This window comes from Mycobacterium sp. SMC-19 (genome assembly GCF_045310815.1).
GTDB lineage: Bacteria > Actinomycetota > Actinomycetes > Mycobacteriales > Mycobacteriaceae > Mycobacterium.
Genome location: NZ_JBJIAM010000003.1, coordinates 164,431 through 178,852, shown reverse-complemented (window position 1 = coordinate 178,852; position 14,422 = coordinate 164,431). Strand labels below are relative to the sequence as shown.

At 66.9% G+C, this 14,422-nt stretch carries 15 protein-coding genes; 2 read left to right on the top strand and 13 right to left on the bottom strand.

The window, feature by feature from the left end; translation table 11 throughout:
• Positions 1-5 precede the first annotated feature (5 nt).
• From ACJH5R_RS08345 to ACJH5R_RS08325, 5 genes are all read right to left on the bottom strand, one after another.
• The gene (locus tag ACJH5R_RS08345) at positions 6-860 is read right to left on the bottom strand and encodes a TauD/TfdA dioxygenase family protein (RefSeq protein ID WP_406781744.1); all 855 of its coding nucleotides are present in this window, start codon (positions 858-860) and stop codon (positions 6-8) included.
• Between the two features lie 43 nt (positions 861-903).
• Positions 904-1,239, bottom strand: coding sequence for a hypothetical protein (locus ACJH5R_RS08340; protein WP_406760035.1), 336 nt, complete (start codon positions 1,237-1,239; stop codon positions 904-906).
• Positions 1,236-2,471 (bottom strand): SRPBCC family protein, encoded by a 1,236-nt coding sequence (locus ACJH5R_RS08335; protein ID WP_406781743.1) that lies wholly within the window; start codon positions 2,469-2,471, stop codon positions 1,236-1,238. The genes ACJH5R_RS08340 and ACJH5R_RS08335 overlap by 4 nt, the downstream gene beginning before the upstream one ends.
• Positions 2,468-3,226 (bottom strand): SDR family NAD(P)-dependent oxidoreductase, encoded by a 759-nt coding sequence (locus tag ACJH5R_RS08330; protein WP_406781742.1) that lies wholly within the window; start codon positions 3,224-3,226, stop codon positions 2,468-2,470. Before ACJH5R_RS08330 ends, ACJH5R_RS08335 begins: the two co-directional genes overlap by 4 nt.
• Before the next feature lie 113 nt (positions 3,227-3,339).
• Positions 3,340-3,942 carry a TetR/AcrR family transcriptional regulator gene (locus ACJH5R_RS08325; RefSeq protein ID WP_406760038.1) on the bottom strand — a complete coding sequence of 201 codons (603 nt, stop codon included), beginning with the start codon at positions 3,940-3,942 and terminating at the stop codon, positions 3,340-3,342.
• Between the two features lie 126 nt (positions 3,943-4,068).
• Here ACJH5R_RS08325 and ACJH5R_RS08320 point away from each other — a divergent pair, with 126 nt between their 5' ends.
• Together ACJH5R_RS08320 and ACJH5R_RS08315 are read left to right on the top strand one after the other, a co-directional pair.
• A complete protein-coding gene (locus ACJH5R_RS08320) occupies positions 4,069-5,193 on the top strand; it encodes a spirocyclase AveC family protein (RefSeq protein WP_406760050.1) in 1,125 nt (374 codons plus the stop codon).
• Positions 5,190-6,413, top strand: a complete 1,224-nt coding sequence (locus ACJH5R_RS08315) for a cytochrome P450 (protein ID WP_406781741.1) — start codon at positions 5,190-5,192, stop codon at positions 6,411-6,413. Before ACJH5R_RS08320 ends, ACJH5R_RS08315 begins: the two co-directional genes overlap by 4 nt.
• An 8-nt stretch (positions 6,414-6,421) precedes the next feature.
• On the opposite strand, the gene ACJH5R_RS08310 is transcribed toward ACJH5R_RS08315, so the two are convergent.
• The 8 genes from ACJH5R_RS08310 to ACJH5R_RS08275 all read right to left on the bottom strand — a co-directional run bounded on the left by ACJH5R_RS08310 (position 6,422) and on the right by ACJH5R_RS08275 (position 14,415).
• Positions 6,422-6,874: a MarR family winged helix-turn-helix transcriptional regulator gene (locus ACJH5R_RS08310; protein WP_406760040.1), complete on the bottom strand. Its 453-nt coding sequence runs from the start codon at positions 6,872-6,874 to the stop codon at positions 6,422-6,424.
• Positions 6,875-6,888: 14 nt separating this feature from the next.
• On the bottom strand, positions 6,889-8,157 hold the full coding sequence (locus ACJH5R_RS08305; protein ID WP_406781740.1) for an amidohydrolase family protein: 1,269 nt from the start codon (positions 8,155-8,157) through the stop codon (positions 6,889-6,891).
• Entirely contained in the window at positions 8,133-8,453 is a 321-nt protein-coding gene (locus ACJH5R_RS08300; RefSeq protein ID WP_406760051.1) for a hypothetical protein, read from the bottom strand. Before ACJH5R_RS08300 ends, ACJH5R_RS08305 begins: the two co-directional genes overlap by 25 nt.
• 15 nt (positions 8,454-8,468) lie before the next feature.
• The gene (locus tag ACJH5R_RS08295) at positions 8,469-9,734 is read right to left on the bottom strand and encodes an SRPBCC family protein (protein ID WP_406781739.1); all 1,266 of its coding nucleotides are present in this window, start codon (positions 9,732-9,734) and stop codon (positions 8,469-8,471) included.
• A gap of 132 nt (positions 9,735-9,866) precedes the next feature.
• Positions 9,867-11,384 (bottom strand): amidophosphoribosyltransferase, encoded by a 1,518-nt coding sequence (purF, locus tag ACJH5R_RS08290; protein ID WP_406781738.1) that lies wholly within the window; start codon positions 11,382-11,384, stop codon positions 9,867-9,869.
• 51 nt (positions 11,385-11,435) lie between these two features.
• Positions 11,436-11,840: a sterol carrier family protein gene (locus ACJH5R_RS08285; protein ID WP_406781737.1), complete on the bottom strand. Its 405-nt coding sequence runs from the start codon at positions 11,838-11,840 to the stop codon at positions 11,436-11,438.
• Positions 11,841-11,844: 4 nt separating this feature from the next.
• A complete protein-coding gene (locus ACJH5R_RS08280) occupies positions 11,845-12,687 on the bottom strand; it encodes an alpha/beta fold hydrolase (protein WP_406781736.1) in 843 nt (280 codons plus the stop codon).
• 33 nt (positions 12,688-12,720) lie between these two features.
• Positions 12,721-14,415 carry an alpha/beta hydrolase gene (locus tag ACJH5R_RS08275; RefSeq protein WP_406781735.1) on the bottom strand — a complete coding sequence of 565 codons (1,695 nt, stop codon included), beginning with the start codon at positions 14,413-14,415 and terminating at the stop codon, positions 12,721-12,723.
• Positions 14,416-14,422: the final 7 nt, after the last annotated feature.

Genomic DNA, 14,422 nt, shown 5'->3' with positions numbered 1-14,422 from the left:
CGCACTCACCGGATGGGCTCGTCACCGAGCACCGTGGTGCGCAGCATCTCCCGGGGGGAATCGGGGTCATAGGGAGCGGCCCGATGCAGTACGCCACGGTTGTCCCAGATGACGGTGTCGCCCACCGACCAGTGGTGACGATAGACCCGGCCGGCAACGGTGGCGCGCGTGAGCAATTCAGCCAGCAGTGCGCGCCCCTCGTCGAGGTCCATCCCGACGACGTAGTCGGCGGATGCGCCCAGCACCAGTGACCGGCGGCCGTTGCGATGCGTCCACACCAGCGGATGTTCGTGGGTGGGCCGGGCCCGCCACCGGGCCAGCTCTTCCGGTGACGGATCCGGGGTGACCCGCCGCTGGGAAGCCTCCAGCGAGTGGACCACACGCAGCGTGCGAAAGCGCTGCTTCTCGTCATCGGTGAGCAGGTCGTAGGCGGCATACGAGCTGGCGAATTCGGTCTCGCCGCCTCGCTCGGCGACCCGCACCGCCGAGAGCACAGTGGCCTTCTGCGGGTACTCGTCGCCGGTCGGCGTGCAGCCGTCGATGTGCCAGTCGAATGTGGCGCGCAGGTAGCTCGCCGAGGAGTTCTTGGCGCGGTTCAGCGTGACCGGGTAGATGCCCGCGACCTCGTGGTGGCCGTCCGCGGAGTAGTCGACACTGCCGAGGCGCCCGCAGAACCCGACCTGGGCGCGGGGGTCGATATGCAGGCCGCGGAAGACCAGGACGCCGTTGTCTTCCAACGCCTCGAGCACCGCGGCACCGAGGCTATCCTGATCTTCCGAGGCAGCTAGCTGCCTCGGGTCGACGCCGAGCACCTCGGCACCGACCGAGGACGTCAGCTTGTTGATGGTGAGCAGACTCATCGGCCTGATCCTTTCTGACAAGGGTTTTTCGCGCCTGTGACCGCTACGGAAGCGGCCAGCCGGTGCGGACCATGACGGCGTCGGCGGCGTCGACGGGGGTGGGCTGGCCCATGATCTCCACCGCCATCGCCACCATCACCAGCGAATAGATCAGGTGCAGCAAATTGAGGGCGTCCTCGGGAAGTTCGTCCAGCGCGAACTTGTCGCAGTGCTCGATCGCGTCTTCCAGGCGCGGAAAGAACGCGTCGTAGAACTGCCTAAGCTCACCGATGGTGCTGGCCAGTCTTTGATTGAAGCGTTCGGTTTCTGTTGGCAAGCACCAGGTTTCGGCGAAACTCTCCAGTTCGGCGAACGCGCTGGGCAGCCGTGGGCCGGTCATTGCGCCGCTCCCACGCCGGCACGCTCGCGCCGGTAGCCGTCCACCCAGTCGGCGACCACCTTGTGCAGATGCCGCACCAGGATCTCCTGATCGCCCAGCGGGAAGTCGTCGACGATGCCGTACTCCAGCGCGGCCTGGGTACCGCCAAGCATGCCGGCGTCTTGCAACGCAAACTCTTTGAGTACCACCGACGCCACCTCGTGCTCGATGCGTTCACGCACCGTGCGGGCCGGATGGAAGTAGGTGTGGGCCTCGAACCGGTGGGTGCTGTGGGAGGTGGGCCAGTACCGGTAGAGCAGGTACCAGCCGCCGTAGATCAGGATCTCGGTGTTGGGGAAGATCTGGAAGTTGCTGATCCCCCACGGTTCGATGCCACCCGGGTTCAGTCCGTCCGGCAGTTCACCGATGTCGGGTGTCTCCCAGGGGCCGACCAGCCCGCTGCGGGTGGCCCGCTCGATCGGGTACATGTACTCCGGGGGCAGCAGCCATCGGCGCCGGCCGGCGGTGGAGACAAGTCGGTGCGGGCCGTCGAGTTGGAAATGGCCGCAGGTGAATCCGGCACCGGGCACCCGGACTTGGGCCGGCACTTGCTGGGAATGCAGCGCCGGGACGTGGTAGTACTCCTGGAACGCGTCGGCGAAGATCTTCCAGTTGCTGTTGTTGTGGGCCACCCAGTCATAGCGTTCGGTCAGCTTCTCGAACGGGTAGCCGTCGAGGCCGGTGATCATCGGCCCGAGGAATTCCCGCAGGCCCTGACGCGGCTCGGCGTCGAGGTTGACGAAGATGAAGCCGTTCCAGATGTCGCAGTGCACCGGGACCAGGGCGGCGGTTTCGGCACCCTCGAATTTGTGCGTCCGCCGGCAGCGCTTGCAGGTGATCACCTCGCCCTGTCCGGCGGTCTCGCGATCCGGGAAATCGTTCCAGACCAGCTTGGTCGCGCACCGCGGGCAGACGTTGTGGAAGGCCGCGATTCCGAGGGTGGTGTTGATCAGCAGGACGGAGGCCCGGGCGGCTTCGATCTCCTTGGTGGCATAGCTGCCGCGTTCGGGCAGTTCCTCGACGCGGCCGACATTGAGCCAGGCGCGCTTGAACACCGCTTCGCGTTCGAGCTCGAAGAACTCATCCGACGTGGAGTCGGCGAACGAGATCGGGCCGGTGCCCAATTCCGGGTAGTGCTCCGTCCACGAGCCCTCGGGAGTCCGGCCCGATCGCGCCGAAGATTGTTCTGTCACAACACCGCCCCTCCGTTGACACCGAGTACCTGGCCGGTGATGAAGCCGGACTCCTCCGAGCACAGGAACCCGACGGCCGCGGCGATGTCCGCGCCGCTGCCCAGCCGGCCCATCGGGATGCTGGCGGCGATCTGTTCGTTCGGCGGCAGGTATCCGGCCGCTTGACCCTGATGCTGCATCGGAGTCTCGATACCCGACGGCGGGATGTTGTTGACCGTGATGCCTTGGGCGGCATATTCGCGCGCCAGCGATTTGGTCAGGGTGATGACCGCCCCTTTGGACGCCGCGTAGTGCGCGGCGAACGGCGAGCCGCGCTGGGCGCTGGACGAGGAGATCATCACGATGCGACCCCACCCGGCAGCGACCATGTCCGGCAGTGCGGCCTGGCAGCAGTGGAAGGTGCCGGTCAGATTGACGTCGATGATCCGCGCCCAGGCCTCTTCGGTGATGTCGGCGAAGGCACAGTAGCCGAAGAGTCCGGCACTGGTGACCAGTGCGGCGACCGGGCCGAGTTCGCTGCGCACTTTGGCGAAGGCCTCGTCGACGGCGGCCCGATCGGTGACGTCGGCCTCGACGCCCAGCGCAGTCATTCCGCCGCCTCGCAGGTCATCGGAAACCCGCTGCGCGGCTTGGCTATTGACGTCGAGAACGGCGACTCGATAACCGCGCCGACCCAGTTCGTGACAGGTGGCCTCGCCCATGCCCGAGCCTCCACCGGTGACCACGGCAACCCGCTGCGGCACCCCTGTGGTCATTGCATCCCCTTCGGCGTCGATCGGCGAACCGCAACCCTAAACAGCCTCGTGGCGATATTATCAAGTACTTGTCATTGATCTCAAGTGTCGGATATTCAGACCGCAGGGCAACGTCAGGGCAACTTGATCATCGCGACGTACATCGCCACCACCGGCCGATACAGATCGATGCCGTCGAGCTCGCTCGCCAACACGGCGGAGTCGCTGGTGGCGACCAACACCTGCGCCAAGGTGAGGGCTGGGATCAGCAGCGATCCCCCGAGCCGTTGGACGCCCTCGACGATGAACTTCGCCAACTGCTCAACGACCTCGGCCCGCTTGGCTGCGACGCGCTCGCGCGCTTCGGGGTTGCGCAGCAGGTACAGCGTGAACTCGTACCCAAGCGCGGCATGCTCGGCACCCCGGTCTCGGCTCAGTCGTTGCCAGCGCTCGGCGATGTCGTCGAGCTCTCGCACCCCGACCTTCGTGGCGTTCGCCATCACCTCGGCGAAGTTCTCGAAGTACCGGCGCCAGTACCGATCACTGACCGCCAGGAAGAGCTCATCCTTGGCCGCGAAGTGCTTGTAGATGGCGCCCTTGGTGTAGCCGGCAGCCTGGGCGATGTCATCGAGAGTCGCCGTGGTGAAGCCCTTTTCAGCGAACACTTCCTCGGCCGCGTCCAGCAACAGCGACCGCGTGCGCTCCAGCCGGCGTTCGCGCGTCCACTGCTCCACCATGGCGCGAATTGTCCCACAGATTCTTCGATACCTATTGGCATCACAGATACCAGTGAGTATATTTTGCCGTGCTGGGACATCCCGGAAGGAGACCGTGCTGTGAGTAACGGCTTGTCGAGTGAGCAGATCGAATCCGTCCTTGCCGAGCCGGAACCGCCTGGCCGCGGGGGCGGTGCGATCAGGGTGTGGGCAGCCGTCGGCGGAGCACTGCTGACACTGCAGCTATATGTCTGGACCCGGTGGATCACCGGCCCCTTTTTCGAGCGCGTCCCCGGCGGGCCGAACGATCCGCCGATGTACATGAAGGTGCCCCTGATGGCCAACGCCATCGTGCTGTGGGTTGGCCTGCCAGTGGCCGTGTGGTGGTTCTTCATCCGCCCGTGGCGCCGCGAGCGCCGAATCACGTTGGACGGCTTGCTGTTTGTCTCGATGGGCCTGATGTTCTTCCTGGACCCATTGCTGAATTACTTCAACACCTGGTGCACCTACAACACCTGGCTGTTCAACCGGGGTTCGTGGACATCACATATCCCCGGCTGGGTATCGCCCGAGGAGCCCGGCCGTCAGGTGGCCGAACCCCTGTTGACCAACGTTCCCGGGTACGCCTACGGCGTTCTGCTGATCACCATCGCCGGATGCTGGATCATGGGAAAGATCAAGGCGCGCTGGCCCTCCATCAGCAATCTGCGCCTTATTGCCATCACCTACGCGATCTCGTTCGTGTTCGATTTCGTCATGGAAGGCCTGGTCCTGCTGCCGATCGGTTTCTACACCTACCCCGGCGCTATCCGGTCGGTGTCGATTCATGCCGACACCTACTACCAATGGCCCATCTATGAAGGCCTGATGTGGGGCGCCGTCCAGGCGGCGTTGTGCTCACTGCGCTTCTTCACCGACGAGCGCGGGCGCACCGTCGTCGAACGTGGTCTCGACCGCGTACGAGGGGGCGTGGCCCGTCAGCAGTTCACCCGGTTCCTGGCGGTCTTCGCCGGGGTCAGCTCGTGCTTCTTCGTGCTCTACATGGTTCCTGCGCAATGGATCGCCCTGCACTCCGACCCGTGGCCGGCCGACCACCAGAAGCGGTCGTACTTCACCGGCGGGATCTGCGGTGACGGTACCGACCGGCCCTGCCCGAATCCTGTTCTGCCACTGCCGACCAACCGCTCCGGCTATATCGACGTCGACGGTAACTTGGTGATGCCCGAAGGAGTCGGCGTGCCACCCATAGTTCCTTTCGAGCGCGGGGAGTGAAGAACGCTGTGGCCGCCACCACCACTCAGGACGTGTACTACGACCCCTGGGATGTCGCCCTCAACGCCGATCCCTATCCGATGTTCGCGCGGCTGCGGGCCGAAGCGCCGCTGTACTACAACGAAGTTCACGACTTCTACGCGGTGAGCCGGTTCGAGGACGTCAATGCGGCCCTGATCGACCACAAGACCTTCAGCTCGGCACGCGGTGTGGTGTTGGAGATCCTCAAGTCCGGCATCGAAATCCCTTCGGGCATGCTGATCTTCGAGGACCCGCCGATCCATGACATCCACCGCAGCCTGTTGTCCCGCGCATTCACTCCCCGCAAGATCGCTGCGCTGGAAGCGGCCATCCGAGAATTCACCGCCCAGTGCCTGGACCCGTTGATCGGCGCGGACCGCGTCGACTTCGTCACCGCCCTCGGCGCGGTGATGCCGCTGCGGGTGGTGGGCATGCTGTTCGGCATTCCCGAGGACTACCAGCGCCGTGTTCAGCAAGACGGCGACAAGCATGTGCGCACCCAGCGCGGCGGGCAGTTGACCGACAATCCCGACGGGGCGCTCACCGACGGGCAGGTCTTCGCCGACTTCATCGACTGGCGCATCGACCACCCGGCCGACGACTTGACCACCGAACTGCTGCACGTCGAGTTCACTGACGAGACCGGTCGCACGCGGCGCCTACGCCGCGACGAACTGCTGATGTTCATGAACGTCGTCGCCGTGGCCGGCGCCGAGACCACCACCCGGTTGATCGGCTGGACGGCCAAGTTGCTGTCCCAATACCCCGATCAACGCCGACTACTCGCCGACGATCGGTCGCTGCTGGGCAGCGCCATCGAGGAGATCCTGCGCTGTGAACCGCCGGCACTGCAGGCGGCGCGCTATGTCACCCGCGACGTCGAGTTGCACGGCCGCGTGGTCCCCGCGGGGGCGGCGATGCTGACCCTGATCGGGGCGGCCAATCGCGACGAGCGCCGATTCGGAGCGACCGCGGAGTCCTTCGATGTCACCCGGGTACCGCGCCAACACCTGGCCTTCGGGGTCGGCGCACACTACTGCCTTGGCAACGCTCTGGCCCGTCTCGAAGGCCGAATCGCCCTCGACGAGATCCTCAACCGCTTCCCGGACTGGGAGATCGATCTCGACGCGGCGATCTTCTCGTCGTCCTCAGCCGTCCGTGGCTGGGACAGCATGCCCGCACGAGTCGGAACTGCGTGACGGCGCCCCTAGGGCTCGACGTGGTCGGCGAAGAGGGTGTGGCCGGTGCCCTGCTCGACGACTCGGGCCAGCAACGCTCGCAGCGTCTCCTGCTCGTCGCGGCTCAGCACACCGAACACCTGATCATGGGCGGCGATCGCGTCCGTGACGACCGCCGAGGTCACCGCCCGCCCCTCGTCGGTCAGGTAGGCCCGCAGGATTCGGCCGTGGTGGGGATCCTGCTTGCGCTCGACCAACCCACGGCGCTCGAGCGCACTAAGGGCCAGTTGCACACCCTGCGGGGTGATCAGGAGACGACGTGCCAGTTCGGCGCCGGACAACCCCGGCTCGCCGGCGAGTTGGCGCAACAGACCGATCTGAGCGGTGCTCACGCCGTGCTCGCTGATCGCCTCGTTAACGGTCGTCAGTGAGTAGTAGAAGGCCTGCTTGAGCAGCCACAGGATGTTGTTGGTCAGATCCATATCCCGCTTCCCTGTCAGCTGCGCTTGCAGACCCGGCCGTCCTTCATGACGAATCGCACGTCACCGGTGGTGCTGATGTCCCGGGTCGGATCACCCGGTACGGCGATGATATCGGCGCAGTAACCCGGGGCCAGCCTGCCCAATTCGTGGGCGGCGTCGATGAGATCGGCGCTGACGACGGTGGCCGCCTGCAGTGCCTGCACCGGCGTCATACCGCGCTCCACCAGTGCGCACAGTTCCTTGGCGTTCTGGCCATGCGGAATTGCCGGCGCGTCGGTGCCACACGCGATGCGTACACCGGCCTCGATCGCCCGGGGCAACATCGCTTTGGCCCGCGGGAACACCTCGGCCGCTTTCTTGCGCAGCTCCGGGGCGATCCGGTCGACAGCCAAGGCGTCCGTCAAGTAGGTAGTGGAGACCAGGAAGGTGCCATGGTCCACCATCATCGCCAGGGTTTCGTCGGTGGCCAGGAAACCGTGCTCGATGCAGTCGATTCCGGCCCGGATGCACGCCCGAATCGCGGTGTCGCCGATGGCATGTGCGGCCACCCGCACCCCGGCACGATGCGCTTCGTCGGCGATTGCGGCCAACTCGGCGTCGGAGTACTGCTGGGCGCCCGGCGCGGTGCTGTGCGACATCACCCCGCCGGAGGCCGACACCTTGATCAGCTTGGCGCCGTGGCGGATCTGGTAGCGCACGCAGGCGGTCACATCCGGTACGCCGTTGGCGATGCCCTCGGCGATCGACAGCGGCATCACGCCGGGCGCAAGCCGTTGGAAGACCGTCGGATCCAGGTGGCCGCCGTAGGGTGTGACGGCGTGGCCGGCGGGATAGATCCGCGGACCGACATGCCAGCCCTGATCGATGGCACGCTGCAGCGCGACATCCAGCAGATAACCGCCGGTCTTGACCATCAGCCCCAGGTTGCGGACGGTGGTGAAGCCGGCTTCCAGCGTGGTTCGCGCGTTCACCGCGGCCCGCAACGTGCGGTAGGCGGGATCGTCCTGCACGCCGTGCAGCGGCGTGGGGAGCCCTTCCGGACTACCCGGCCCGCCGATGAGCAGGTTGAGCTCCATGTCCATCAGTCCGGGCAGCAATGTGACATCGCCGAGGTCGATATCTTCAGCCGAAACAGGTAGGGGCGCTTCGGGGTTGATGGCGGAGATGCGGCCGTCCTCGACCACCACGACGGCGGGTGACCGCACCACACCGGCGTCGATGTCGAGCCACCGATCGGCGCGCAGCACCAACACCCCGGTCACGGATAGGGCTCCGAAACGCATTCGATGACGGCGGCGCCGGAGTCGGGAACGCGCGGCTGCTTCCAGGATTCGGCCGGGAAGGCCACTGTGATCATGGAATACAGCAGGTACATCAGGTTCAGCACATCCTCGGGCATGTCGTCGAGGCTGAACTTGTCGCAATAGGCCAGCGCGTCTTCGGCGCGCGCCGTGACGGCGTCGTAGAAGGCCTGCATGTCCAACATGGAACTGCTCAGGCGCTTGGCGTAGCGCTCCGGCTCGGACGGCAGGCACCACTGGCTGAACGGTTCGAGGTCGGCGAATTCCTTGGGCAGCATGGTGGTCACGATCTCTCAGGCCTTGGCCGCGGTGCGCTCGTGCTCGGCGATCCACGCGGCGGTTTCGCAGTGGAAGTGCCGGATCAGCACCTCTTGGTCGTTGAGCAGGAACCGGTCCACCACGCCGGTGCCGATCATCGTGTGGGTGGCCTCCAAGGTACTGGCGTCCTGCAGCCCGTACTCCTTGAACGACACCGCCGCGAGTTCTTGAGCGACCCGCTCACGGGGAGTCCGCGGCTGGGGAAAGTACAGCGTTCCTTCGAAAATGTGCGAGTCGTGCCCGGTCGGCCAGTAGTGGTAGGTCAGATACCAGCCCTGCCCCCAGAACAGGATCGTGAAGTTGGGGAAGATCTGAAACGAATCCAGGCCCCACGGATCGCATTTCGCGGGGTTGAGGCCGTCGGGCATCGGGCCGAGATCCGGTGAGTCCCATGGCCCGAACAACCCGCTCTGGCAGATCTCCTCGATCGGCTTGCGCATCTCGGCCGGCATCTCCCAGGCTCGCACCCCCGAGGTGCTCACCAGTCGGTGCGGGCCTTCGATCTGGTAGTGCGGCGCCTCGAAGCCCGCCTGTTCGGCCGCTACCCGGAAGGCCGTCGGCGTCTGGTTCCCGTGCAGGACCGGCGCGTGATAGAACTCCTGGAACGCGTCCAAGAAGAGCTTCCAGTTGGAGTTGACCGACGAGCGGTACTGCCATCGCGAGGTCATCTGCCCGAAGGGGTAGCCCTCCAACGCCGTAACCATCGGCCCGAGGAATTCGCGCAGCGATTGCTCCGGGGTGGCGGCGAAGTTGACGAAGATGAACCCCTCCCAGACGTCGCAGTGCACGCCGACCAGCCCGTAGCGGCTCTTGTCGAGGTCGAAGAACTCTTCCTCCTGTTGGACGAAGGCCAGATTGCCATCCAAGTCGTAGCGCCAGGCGTGGTACTTGCAGGTGAACTGGCGGCAGTTCCCGCTCGTCTCCTCCAACGGCATGGTGTCCCACACCAGCTTGTTGCCCCGGTGCCGGCAGACGTTGTGATAGGCCTTGATCTCGCCAGATCCGGTTCGCACCAGGATGATCGAGGTGTTGACCACCTTGAGTTCCCGGGTGAAGTAACTGCCCTTTCGCGGAATCTGCTCTACCCGACCGACATTGAGCCAGGCGCGCCGGAAGATCGCCGCGCGCTCCTTTTCGTAGACATCCGGGCTGATGGAATCGCGGTAGGACACCGGTTCGGTACCGAGTTCGGGATAGTGCTGGGTCCAACTGCCCTCGGGCGGCTTCGGAAAACGCGCCACAACCACTCCTGTCCTCACGCCGGGTCACGAGCCTCGTTGGCGCCGACGCTATCGAGGGACCGGTTTAGTGTCAAGTAGTTGATACTAGGTCCGGAAGTCGGCTTCAGCGGTTTCTGAAGGACCGACTTCGGGCTAGGACTGACTCAGCGCGGCGTCGTTGTCGCTCTCGGCTTTGCGCGCGGTGTTGCTCAGCATCTGCTCGATGACGTTCTTGCCCAGGGCACTGTCATCGGGCAGCTCGATCGGGTAGCTGCCGTCGAAGCAGGCGCAGCACAGCCGCGATTTGGGCTGCTCGGTGGCCGCGATCATGTCTTCCTGACCGACATAGCCGAGGCTGTCGGCGCCGATGGCGCGCCGCACCGCTTCGACCATCTCGGTCTCGTCCTCGACGGCGTTGGCGATCAGCTCGGCCGGCGAGGCGAAGTCGATGCCGTAGAAGCACGGCCACTTCACCGGCGGGGAGGCGATCCGCACGTGCACCTCGACGGCACCGGCCTCACGCAGCATCCGCACCAGGGCGCGCTGGGTGTTGCCCCGCACGATCGAGTCGTCCACGACGATCAGCCGCTTACCGCGGATGATCTCGCGCAGCGGGTTGAGCTTGAGCCGGATACCGAGCTGGCGGATGGTCTGCGACGGCTGAATGAAGGTCCGCCCGACGTAGGCGTTCTTGGTCAGGCCTTGTCCGTAGTCGATACCGGACTCTTGGGCGTAGCCCACCGCGGCCGGGATGCCGGACTCCGGCACACCGATGACCAGGTCAGCCTCCACCGCGTGCGCGCGCGCCAGCCGACGGCCGATCTCCACTCGAGTGGCGTGCACCGACCGGCCGCCGATCGTGCTGTCGGGCCGGGCCAGATAGACGTACTCGAAGACGCAGCCCTTCGGAGTGGGGTTCGCGAACCGGGTGGAGCGCACCCCGTCGGCGTCGATCGCCAGCAGCTCACCGGGCTCGATGTCGCGGACGAACGAGGCGCCGACGATGTCCAGCGCCGCGGTCTCCGAGGCCACCACCCAGCCGCGGTCGAGCCGGCCCAGCGACAGCGGCCGCACGCCCCACGGGTCGCGGGCGGCATACAGGGTGTTCTCGTCCATGAAAGTCAGGCAGAAAGCACCGCGCGCCGTCGGCAGCAGCTCCAGCGCCGCCTGCTCCAGGGAGCTGTCCGCGGCGCCGTGCGCCAGCAGCGCACCCAGGATGTCCGAGTCGGTGGTGGCCACGCCCGGACGGCGGGTGTCGATCAGGCCCAGTTCGCGGGCACGGCCGGCCAGTTCGGCGGTGTTGACCAGGTTGCCGTTGTGCCCCAGCGCCACACCGGTGCCGGCCGCGGTGTTGCGGAACACCGGCTGGGCGTTCTCCCAGGTGGTGTCACCGGTGGTGGAGTAGCGACAGTGGCCGACCGCCACGTGCCCGGGCATGGCCGCCAGCGTCTGCTCCTCGAACACCTGGCTGACCAAGCCCAGATCCTTGAAGACCAGCACCTGCGAACCGTCGCCGACCGCGATCCCGGCGGCCTCCTGGCCACGGTGCTGCAGCGCATACAGGCCGTAATAAGTGAGCTTCGCTACTTCTTCGCCGGGAGCCCAAACTCCGAAGACGCCGCACTCTTCACGGGGTGCGTTCTCAAGGTCTACTACCTGCTGGTCCGGCACGTTTCAGCTGCTCCAGGGGGACGGGCCACAGTGACGAGGTTCAGTCTACGGTCAACGTGCGTCAAGTTTCACCAACGGCAGCCAATCGGCGATCTCGGCGGCTCGCGAACCGGACAGCCGCAGCTTTGCGGCGGCGGTCGCATCGGCTGTCTCCAGCAACCCGGCGACCAACAACAGCCAACTGCGCGGATCGGTCTCGACGACGTTGGGCGGGGTGCCGCGAGTGTGCCGCGGCCCGGCGATGCACTGCACCGCCACGAACGGCGGGATCCGCACCTCGACGCTGGCGCCGGGGGCCAGCTCGGCCAGCGTGCGGGCGGTCAGCCGGACCGCGGCGGCCAACTCGGCGCGGTCGGGGGCCGGCAGGCTCTCGTCACGCAGCCACGCCGCGAGCGCCAGTACGGCTGCGCGGGTCTGTGCCGGGTCGGGCTGCGGACGTGAGCGGGCGGCTGCCATGGGGTCAGTCGATGGGGTGTGCGGCGAACCAGTCCAGCAGCAGGTCGGCGAGCCGGTCCGGCTCGGTATCGGGGATCCAGTGCGAGACGCCCGACATGATCTCGAATCGGTATTCCGCGTCGACGTATCGGGCGGTGTTGCGTGCCGCCTTGGGCTTCAGCGCGATGTCGTCATCACTCCACACATACATCGTCGGCACCGAGATCTGCTGGTTGCTGTCTCGCAGATTCGACATCGGCAGACCTCGGTACCAGTTGAGCCCGCCGGTCAGCGCGCCCGGCTCCGTCATGGCCTGCGCATCCCGTTCGGCCGCCGCCGCCGTCTGCCCGCTTCGCCGCAGAGTCTTGGCGGCCACTGCGCCGTTCCCGCGCGTCAGCAACCACTCCGGCAGCCACGGCAGCTGGAAGAAACCCATGTACCACGACGCCAGCCCCTGCCGGCTGGTGACAAACGACTTCAGGAAGGCGGCGGGGTGCGGGACCGACACCGGCGACACCGTGGCGAGCCGTTCGGGCAGTTCGGCTGCCACTCCCCACGCCACGGCGGCACCCCAGTCGTGTCCCACCAGGTGCACACGCTGCGCACCACTGGCATCGATCAATGCGCCGATGTCGGCGACGAGTTCGGACATGCGATAGTCCCGGCGCCGAGGTGGCCGGGCACCGGGTGCATAGCCGCGCTGGTTGGGGGCCAGACACCGGTAGCCCGCGGCGGTGAGCCGGTCGATGACGGCACTCCAGCTGTCGTTTCGCTGCGGAAAGCCGTGCAGCAGCACCACAACGGGACCGTCGGGCGGCCCGGCGTCGCGGACATCGAAGACCAGGCCGTCACGGGTGTAGCGCTCCATAGATGCAGCATTCCGCACGACCCCGGTGGTTGCCTAGCCGCCCCGCAGCGCCGCGCGCACCCGCTCGGTGTCGGCCGGCGTCCAGCCGTCGGGTGGCAGCACCGCCACCCAGCCGTCCAGGATCGTGTCCGCGTAGTTGTGCCCGTGCCCGGCGGGCATCTGCTCACCGTGGAACAGATCCGCGCTGACCTGCCAGAACGTCACCACCGGGTACCAGCGCATGGAGGCGGTCCGGTCCGGGCCGGGCGCTTCGGTGAGCCAGTCGGGCCGCGCGAACAGCAGGTCCGGTGACCACCACACCACCGGATCGGAGGCGTGCTGCAGGAACAGCACCCGGGTGCCCTGCCACGGCGGCGCGGCGATCCGGGCGATCTCGGCCGGCACCGTGCCCTGGGCGAACCGCACTGTGCGGCCGTTGTCGTAGCGCGGCAACACGGCGGTGCTGCCGGGGTCACGCCGCACCAGCAACGCATGCCAGAGCGGGCTGGCCTGCGGTGGCCCCACCCACAGCACGGCCTCATAGCCCATGTCGGCGACATCGGGCAGCCAGTCGAACGCGGCCTGCCCGGCCATCGATCCCAGACTCTCCCCGTAGAGCACCAACTTGGGCCGGTGCTGCGCGGGCAGGCCTCGCCACCGCTCGGCGATGGTGCGCACCAGCAACCGGCCGGAGTCCATCGATTTACGTTGGTCGGCCAGGAAGGAGATCCAGCTCGGCAGGTAGGAGTACTGCACGCCGACGATGGCGGTGTCGCCGTTGTAGAGCATCTCCAGCGCGTCGGCCGCCGCCGGGTCGACCCACCCGGTGCCGGTGGTGGGCACCACGACCAACACCTGGCGGTCGAAGGCGTGGGTGCGGTCCAGTTCCTCGAGCAGCAGCTGCATGCGCGCCTGGTCGTCGCCCGCACTGTGCAGCCCGGCATACACCCTGATGGGTTCACGGGCGGGCCGTCCGTTGATCCGGGCGAGCTCGGCGGCGTGCACTCCCCCGGCGACGAAGCTGCGGCCCTGGCTGCCCAGGGTGGCCCAGGGCGCCAACGACTCCGGGCTGCCGGATCGCTCCGGTTGTAGCGGTTGGTTCGTCCCGGGCACGGTGGCGCTGTCCTCGGGCTGGAACACCGCGCTGGCGCCGGCGAAGAAACCGCGGATCAGCACGCCGTTGATCAAGGTGGTCAGCAGCACGACGACGATCGCGCTGCCGATGAACATGGCGACTTCGCGGTGCAGGTGCCAACGCCGGATCAGCGCCCGTGCCAGCAGCCGACTGGCGTCGATCAGCACCCGCACCGTCGCCACCAGCGCCGCGGCCACCCCGATGGCCACGCCGAGGGTGCGCAGGTAGCCCAGGGTTGCCGGGCCTTCGATGCCCAGCAGTTCGGAGACCTGGCGTTGCCAGCCGGCGGCCGGGATCAGCATCACAATGCACGCGACCGGGGCCGCCACCACCACTGTTGCCTTGAGCGCGAGCAAGACCGGGCGCGGCGGCGGCCACCAGTCGGCACCGCGCAGGACGAACCGCTCCACCGCTGCACCGATCAGCACCCCCAGCCCGTAGCCGAAGGCCGCGTTGATCCCGCCGATCAGCCCCTGGAACAGCCAGTCGCGCGGCAGCAGCGACGGGGTCAGCGACAGGCAGAAGAACAGCGCACCGAACGCCACCCCGACGAACCCCAGCCGCAGCAGGCTCCAAGCCCACACCAGCAGTGGGTGTTTGGCCGGCGCCTGCATCCTGGTC

Coding starts and splice junctions, on each gene's coding strand:
- ACJH5R_RS08345 (WP_406781744.1), bottom strand. CDS start 860: ATGAGTCTGCTCACCATCAACAAGCTGACGTCCTCGGTCGGTGCCGAG.
- ACJH5R_RS08340 (WP_406760035.1), bottom strand. CDS start 1,239: ATGACCGGCCCACGGCTGCCCAGCGCGTTCGCCGAACTGGAGAGTTTC.
- ACJH5R_RS08330 (WP_406781742.1), bottom strand. CDS start 3,226: ATGACCACAGGGGTGCCGCAGCGGGTTGCCGTGGTCACCGGTGGAGGC.
- ACJH5R_RS08325 (WP_406760038.1), bottom strand. CDS start 3,942: ATGGTGGAGCAGTGGACGCGCGAACGCCGGCTGGAGCGCACGCGGTCG.
- ACJH5R_RS08310 (WP_406760040.1), bottom strand. CDS start 6,874: ATGGATCTGACCAACAACATCCTGTGGCTGCTCAAGCAGGCCTTCTAC.
- ACJH5R_RS08305 (WP_406781740.1), bottom strand. CDS start 8,157: ATGCGTTTCGGAGCCCTATCCGTGACCGGGGTGTTGGTGCTGCGCGCC.
- ACJH5R_RS08300 (WP_406760051.1), bottom strand. CDS start 8,453: ATGCTGCCCAAGGAATTCGCCGACCTCGAACCGTTCAGCCAGTGGTGC.
- ACJH5R_RS08285 (WP_406781737.1), bottom strand. CDS start 11,840: ATGGCAGCCGCCCGCTCACGTCCGCAGCCCGACCCGGCACAGACCCGC.
- ACJH5R_RS08280 (WP_406781736.1), bottom strand. CDS start 12,687: ATGGAGCGCTACACCCGTGACGGCCTGGTCTTCGATGTCCGCGACGCC.
- ACJH5R_RS08275 (WP_406781735.1), bottom strand. CDS start 14,415: ATGCAGGCGCCGGCCAAACACCCACTGCTGGTGTGGGCTTGGAGCCTG.